Here is a 6,187-nt window from a genome sequence, read left to right on the forward strand (position 1 = left end):
ACGCCGAAGGGCTCGTACCCCGTGAGGTCCCACGGGGTACGAGCCCTTCGAATCCTTCGATGAAGGAAGAAGAACGTCGCTGCGGTGCGCCGGCGCGTGCTTCAGCTGGTCGCCAGACGGACCATGTCCGCCTGCGGCCCCTTCTGGCCCTGCGAGATCTCGAAATCGACCCGCTGACCTTCCTCGAGGGTGCGGTAGCCGTCCATCTGAATCGCGCTGTAGTGGACGAAAACATCCGCACCACCGTCGACCGCGATGAAGCCGTACCCCTTCTCCGCGTTGAACCACTTGACGGTGCCCTGAGCCATGCCTAACTCCCCTATTACTGGCCCTTGCACGGATCCGCACTTCGCGGATCCGGGTCAGACCTCACCCCCCCAACCGGTGGGAGTGTGCGCCGGAACGCGTCGACCGCGGCCGAATGTATCTGTCCAACTGCCCTCTGCAACAGGTCAATCGGACGAGAAATCCGGGCACACCAGGTCATGGAATATGCGGAGAATTCACGCGAATTCAGGGCAAGTCGGGCCCCACAAAGGGAGCAAAAAACGCAAAAGGCCTGCACACTTTGGCTACTTCTCAATGGGTGCGCGGCAGGAATTCATACTCGTGCGGCAGGCGAAGTGGTGCGGCTTCCCCAACTGTACCCCGCTCAACCATACAGAATTGCCCCCTCCGCTTCTCTCACGGAGGGGGCAATTCGATGAACTCTCGGTAATCAAAGTTACCGACGGTTACTACTACCGAGTATCAGCCGCCTGCGACCGCGGGAATGATCGACACACCCGCACCGTCCGGCGTCGCCGTCTCCAGCCCCTGCTCGAACCGGACGTCGTCGTCATTGACGTACACATTGACGAACCGCCGCAGCTTGCCCTGATCGTCGAGCACCCGGGCGGCGATCCCCGTGTGGTTCTTCTCCAGATCAGCGATGACCTCGGCGAGAGTCCCACCTTCGGCGGTCACCTCGGCCTGGCCTCCGGTGTACGTGCGCAGGATGGTGGGGATGCGGACGCTAACGCTCATGACTTTCGACCTCCGGTCAGTGGGGCCCCCTGAAGGGGCGCGGGGAACTGCGCGACCAGCCCCCACAGGCCCGCAGACGAACAACGACCTCTTACCTCTTAAGAAGCAAGCCCAGCTTCCCGGAACGACTCAAGACTGGGCCGAATCGTCGCAGTGAGCCCGGTGTCGGCCACGGCATCCAACGTCTTGAGCCCATCCCCGGTGTTGAGCACGACGGTCGTGAGAGTCGGGTCCAGCAAGCCATTCTCGATCAGCTTCTTCGCCACACCCACGGTCACCCCACCGGCGGTCTCCGCAAAGATCCCCTCGGTCCGCGCAAGCAACCGAATCGCGTCGACGACCTGCTCGTCGTTGACGTCCTCGACAGCCCCACCCGTCCGCCGCGCGATATCCAGCACGTACGGCCCGTCCGCGGGATTCCCGATCGCAAGCGACTTCGCGATCGTGTTCGGCTTCTGCGGCCGTACGACGTCATGCCCGGCCTTGTAGGCCACGGACACCGGCGAGCAGCCCTCCGCCTGCGCACCGAAGATCTTGTACGGCTTGTCCTCGACGAGCCCGAGCTTGATCAGCTCCTGGAGCCCCTTGTCGATCTTCGTGAGCTGCGACCCGGAGGCGATGGGCACGACGAGCTGGTCGGGCAGCTGCCAGCCGAGCTGTTCGCAGATCTCGTACGCCAGGGTCTTGCTGCCCTCCGCGTAGTACGGACGCAGGTTGACGTTGACGAAGCCCCAGCCCTCGCCGGCCGGGTCGCCGATCAGCTCGGAGCAGAAGCGGTTCACGTCGTCGTAGTTGCCCTCGATGCCGACCAGCTCACCGCCGTACACCGCGGCCATGACGACCTTGCCCTGCTCCAGGTCGTGCGGGATGAACACGCAGGAGCGGAAGCCGGCGCGGGCGGCGGCGGCGCCGACGGCACCGGCCAGGTTGCCCGTGGAGGAGCAGGAGAGGGTGGTGAAGCCGAAGACGCGGGCGGCCTCGATGGCCTGGGCCACGACCCGGTCCTTGAAGGAGTGCGTCGGGTTGCCGGAGTCGTCCTTCACGAACAGCTTGCCGGCGTCGACGCCCAGCTCGCGGGCCAGGTTGTCGGCCTGCACGAGCTTGGTCCAGCCGGGGTTGATGTTGGGCTTGGTCGCCACGTCCGCGGGGACGGGCAGCAGCGGCGCATAGCGCCAGATGTTCGCGGGTCCCGCTTCGATGCGCTTGCGGAGTTCCTCGGTGTCGTACGAGGAGAAGTCGTAGGCGATCTCCAGCGGGCCGAAACACTCCTCGCAGGCGAACACCGGACCGAGCGGGACACGGTGGCCGCATTCGCGGCAGGAGAGCGCGGTGGCGGGACCGAGGTCTACAGGGGTGACGGAGCCGGTAGTGGTGCTCTCGACAGTTTGCGCAGCCATGGAGGCGAGGCCCTTTCTCCTCATCTTCCTCATGGCGCATCTCGCCATGAGACGGATTTGGCACCTTCCCGAGCCGGCAGCCTCGCGCATGACATGCGACAAGACCGGCTGGAGGGTTGCCGGGGCTTCATCGGGCCGTATCCCTCTGCCCCTCTGGATGAGCGGTATGAAGTTGTGAGGTTGTGAACACCGACGACCTCGGACATGCGATGGTCATCCGCGTTGTTCAAGACTGTAACCGAAGGCTTGGATGGTGGTGGGAGCCGTCCGAACCGCGAGATGCGAATCACGCGCTTCCCATGAGAACGCAAGGGAGAGCCGCACGTGCTGGAGAACGTCGAGCGCTGGCTGAGCACGCGCTCCTGGTCCGTCGAGGACCGCCCGCTCAAGAAGCTGATCGCCGCGAAGCGTTCATCGAACGCCACGGTGAGTGTCGTCCTGCCCGCGCTCAACGAGGAGGCGACGGTCGGTGAGATCGTCGCCGTCATTCGCCGCGACCTGATGCTGAAGGTCCCCCTCGTCGACGAGATCGTCGTCATCGACTCGGGCTCGACCGACCGCACCTCCGAGGTGGCCGCCGCGGCGGGCGCCCGGGTCGTCCACCGCGACGACATCCTGCCCCGCATCCCGGCGGTACCGGGCAAGGGCGAGGTCCTATGGCGCTCACTGCTCGTGACCAGTGGGGACATCGTCTGCTTCATCGACGCGGACCTGAAGGAGTTCTCGTCGGACTTCGTCTCCGGAATCGTGGGCCCCCTGCTCACGGACCCGGGAGTCGATCTCGTCAAGGCGATGTACGACCGCCCGCTCGGCCAGGCGGCCGGTCAGGGCGGCCGAGTGACCGAACTCATGGCCCGCCCCCTCCTGAACATGCACTGGCCGCAGCTGGCCGGTTTCGTCCAGCCGCTCGGCGGTGAGTACGCGGCCCGGCGCTCGCTCCTCGAACAGCTCCCGTTCCCCGTCGGGTACGGCGTGGAGCTGGGCATGCTGATCGACGCCCTGCACCTGGTCGGCCTCGACGCGCTGGCCCAGGTCGACGTGGGTGTGCGCAAGCACCGCCACCAGGACGGGCAGGCCCTGGGCCGGATGTCCGCCGCGATCTACCGCACCGCCCAGCTCCGCCTGGCCCGAGGCCACCTCATCCGCCCCGCGATCACCCAGTTCGAACGCGGGGAGGACGGTTTCGAGCCGCGTACGTACTCGGTGGACACGGAGGAACGCCCGCCGATGGCGGACATCGCGGAGTACGCGCGGAGGAAGGCCGCGTAGCCCAGTACAGGCCCCGTGGGGGCTTGTATACGGCTGAGGCGTACGTGTGTACGTTTGAGTGTTTCCGGCCCGGGCTAGGTTGAGGCGTATGGCTTCAACGCAGGGTGCACAGGATGTGCAGGACAGTCCGGGCTACAGGCCGGGCGACTACCGGGTACTGGTCGCGTCCAACCGCGGCCCGGTCACGTACGAGGTCCGCGAGGACGGCTCGCTGCACGCCCGGCGCGGCGGCGGCGGGCTGGTCTCCGGCCTGTCGGCGATCGGCCCGGACGCGGGCGCCCTGTGGGTCTGCTCGGCCCTCGGCGACGGCGACCGCGAGGCGGTACGGCGCGGCGAGGGCGAGCCGGGCGTGTGCATGCTCGCGATCCCGGCCGACGTCCACGCGGACGCGTACAACGGCATCGCCAACTCGGTGCTCTGGTTCGTGAACCACATGCTGTACCAGACCCCGCTGGAGCCGGTCTTCGACGCGGAGTTCCGGCGCCAGTGGGGTGCGTACGAGGCCTACAACCGCGCGTTCGCGGAGGCACTGGCGAAGGAGGCGGCCGAGGGCGCGTCGGTGGTGGTCCAGGACTACCACCTGTGCCTGGTCCCCGGCATGCTGCGCGCCCTCCGTCCCGACCTCCGCATCGGCCACTTCTCCCACACGCCGTGGGCACCGGCGGACTACTTCCGGATGCTGCCGTACGACATCTCCGCACAGCTCCTGCGCGGCATGCTCGGTGCGGACCGCCTGGGCTTCCTCACCCAGCGCTGGGCCGACGCGTTCACGGCCTGCTGTACGGACCTGGTAGGCGGCCTGGGCGACACGCGCATCGGGGTGCACGGCCTGGGCGCGGACGCGGACTTCCTGCGCCGACGCGCACACGAGCCGGACGTGGCGGACCGGATGGCGGCGCTGCGCGAGGAGATCGGCGGGACCGACCGAAAGACCATCGTCCGAGTCGACCGCACCGAGCTGTCGAAGAACATCGTCCGGGGCATGCTGGCGTACCGACAGCTGCTGGAGGACCGCCCGGAGTGGCGGGAGCGGGTGGTGCACGTGGCGTTCGCGTACCCGTCGAGGCAGGATCTCGCCGTCTACCGCGACTACACGGCGGAGGTGCAGAGGGTCGCGGACGACATCAACTCGTCGTACGGCACCCCCACCTGGACCCCGGTCGTCCTCCACGTGAAGGACGACTTCGCCCGCTCCCTGGCGGCCTACCGCCTGGCGGACGTGGCCCTGGTCAACCCCATCCGCGACGGCATGAACCTGGTCGCCAAGGAGATCCCGGTGGTCTCCGACGAGGGCTGCGCGCTGGTGCTGTCGCGGGAGGCGGGGGCGTACGAGGAGCTGGGCGAGGACGCGATCGTCGTGAACCCGTACGACGTGGTCGAGACGGCGCGGGCGCTGGAGGAGGCGCTGAACATGGGGTCGGGGGAACGGGCGGAACGCACGAAACGCCTGGCGGCGGCGGCAACGGCACTGCCGCCGGCCCAGTGGTTCCTGGACCAGCTGAACGCGCTCAACGGCGAGTGAGGGTCTGCCCGAGGGTGTGGAGCAGCTGTACGACACCGGCGGGCCCGTCGACGACGAGGTCGGCGCGCTCGACCAGTTCCGTGACCTCCTCGGTGCTGTTGCCGCTGCACACCAGTAGCCCCGGGATGCCGTGCTGGCGGAGCTTCTCCACCGCCGCGAACGCCGGGAGGTCGCCGAGGTCGTCGCCGGCGTAGAGGACCGAGGTGGCGCCGGTCTCGCGGACGTACTCCTGGAGGGCGACGCCCTTGTCCATGCCGGGTGGGCGCAGCTCCAGTACGAGGCGGCCGGGTTCGACGATGAGGCCGTGGCGGGTGGCGAGGTCGGCGAGGGGTTCGCGGAGTGCCTCGAAGGCGGCCTGCGGGTCCGCTGCGCGCCGGGTGTGGACGGCGACGGCCCGCCCCTTCTCCTCGACCCAGGTGCCCTGCGAGGCGCCGTGGCGGTCGAGGAATCCGGGGAGTTCGGCGCGGACGGCGGCGACGCCGGGGTGGGGGGCGGGGGCGGTGACCTTGCCGGTGGCGGCGTCCCAGCGTTCGGTGCCGTAGTGGCCGAGGACGGTGAGGTGTTCGAGGCCGCCGAGTCGGACGGCGACGGCGGCGGGGCGGCCGGTGAGGACGGCGACGGCGGCGATGTGGGGGGTGAGGGTGGAGAGGGCGTCGAGTGTTCGGGGGTGGGCGCGGGCCTGCTCGGGGTCGGCGACGATCGGAGCGAGGGTCCCGTCGAAGTCGAGGACGACGACGGCGCCGGTGGGACGCCGGAGAATGGCGTCGAGCCCGTCACGACCGGCCTGCGTCACGGGCGTAGGCAGCGAGTCCATGGCCCGACCCTATCTTTCTCGCCCCCGCCGCCCCTACCCGTTCCCATCCCTGGGGGCTGCCGCCCCCAGACCCCCGCTTCGGCCTGAACGGCCTCGTCCTCAAACGCCGGACGGGCTAAAAGATCAAGCCCCGGCCGGGGTTGGTATTTCAGCCCGTCC

General features: G+C 68.5%; 6 protein-coding genes and 1 riboswitch. Of the genes, 2 read left to right on the forward strand and 4 right to left on the reverse strand.

What is annotated here, in order from left to right:
• Positions 1-101: 101 nt before the first annotated feature.
• The 3 genes from ACWCRB_RS36605 to thrC all read right to left on the reverse strand — a co-directional run bounded on the left by ACWCRB_RS36605 (position 102) and on the right by thrC (position 2,423).
• Complete coding sequence (locus tag ACWCRB_RS36605; RefSeq protein ID WP_019057200.1) at positions 102-308, reverse strand: cold-shock protein; 207 nt, start codon at positions 306-308, stop codon at positions 102-104.
• 442 nt (positions 309-750) lie between these two features.
• The gene (locus ACWCRB_RS36610) at positions 751-1,026 is read right to left on the reverse strand and encodes a MoaD/ThiS family protein (RefSeq protein WP_123761566.1); all 276 of its coding nucleotides are present in this window, start codon (positions 1,024-1,026) and stop codon (positions 751-753) included.
• A 98-nt stretch (positions 1,027-1,124) separates the two neighbouring features.
• On the reverse strand, positions 1,125-2,423 hold the full coding sequence (thrC, locus tag ACWCRB_RS36615; RefSeq protein ID WP_451000174.1) for a threonine synthase: 1,299 nt from the start codon (positions 2,421-2,423) through the stop codon (positions 1,125-1,127).
• A 17-nt stretch (positions 2,424-2,440) separates the two neighbouring features.
• Positions 2,441-2,587: riboswitch (SAM riboswitch) on the reverse strand.
• Between the two features lie 160 nt (positions 2,588-2,747).
• Here thrC and ACWCRB_RS36620 point away from each other — a divergent pair.
• Both ACWCRB_RS36620 and ACWCRB_RS36625 read left to right on the forward strand, forming a co-directional pair.
• On the forward strand, positions 2,748-3,692 hold the full coding sequence (locus tag ACWCRB_RS36620) for a glucosyl-3-phosphoglycerate synthase (protein WP_451000175.1): 945 nt from the start codon (positions 2,748-2,750) through the stop codon (positions 3,690-3,692).
• 88 nt (positions 3,693-3,780) lie between these two features.
• Positions 3,781-5,214, forward strand: coding sequence for an alpha,alpha-trehalose-phosphate synthase (UDP-forming) (locus ACWCRB_RS36625; RefSeq protein WP_451000176.1), 1,434 nt, complete (start codon positions 3,781-3,783; stop codon positions 5,212-5,214).
• On the opposite strand, the gene otsB is transcribed toward ACWCRB_RS36625, so the two are convergent.
• A complete protein-coding gene (gene otsB / locus ACWCRB_RS36630; protein ID WP_451000177.1) occupies positions 5,201-6,028 on the reverse strand; it encodes a trehalose-phosphatase in 828 nt (275 codons plus the stop codon). The genes ACWCRB_RS36625 and otsB overlap by 14 nt on opposite strands.
• Positions 6,029-6,187: the final 159 nt, after the last annotated feature.

This window comes from Streptomyces sp. NPDC002156 (assembly GCF_053593675.1).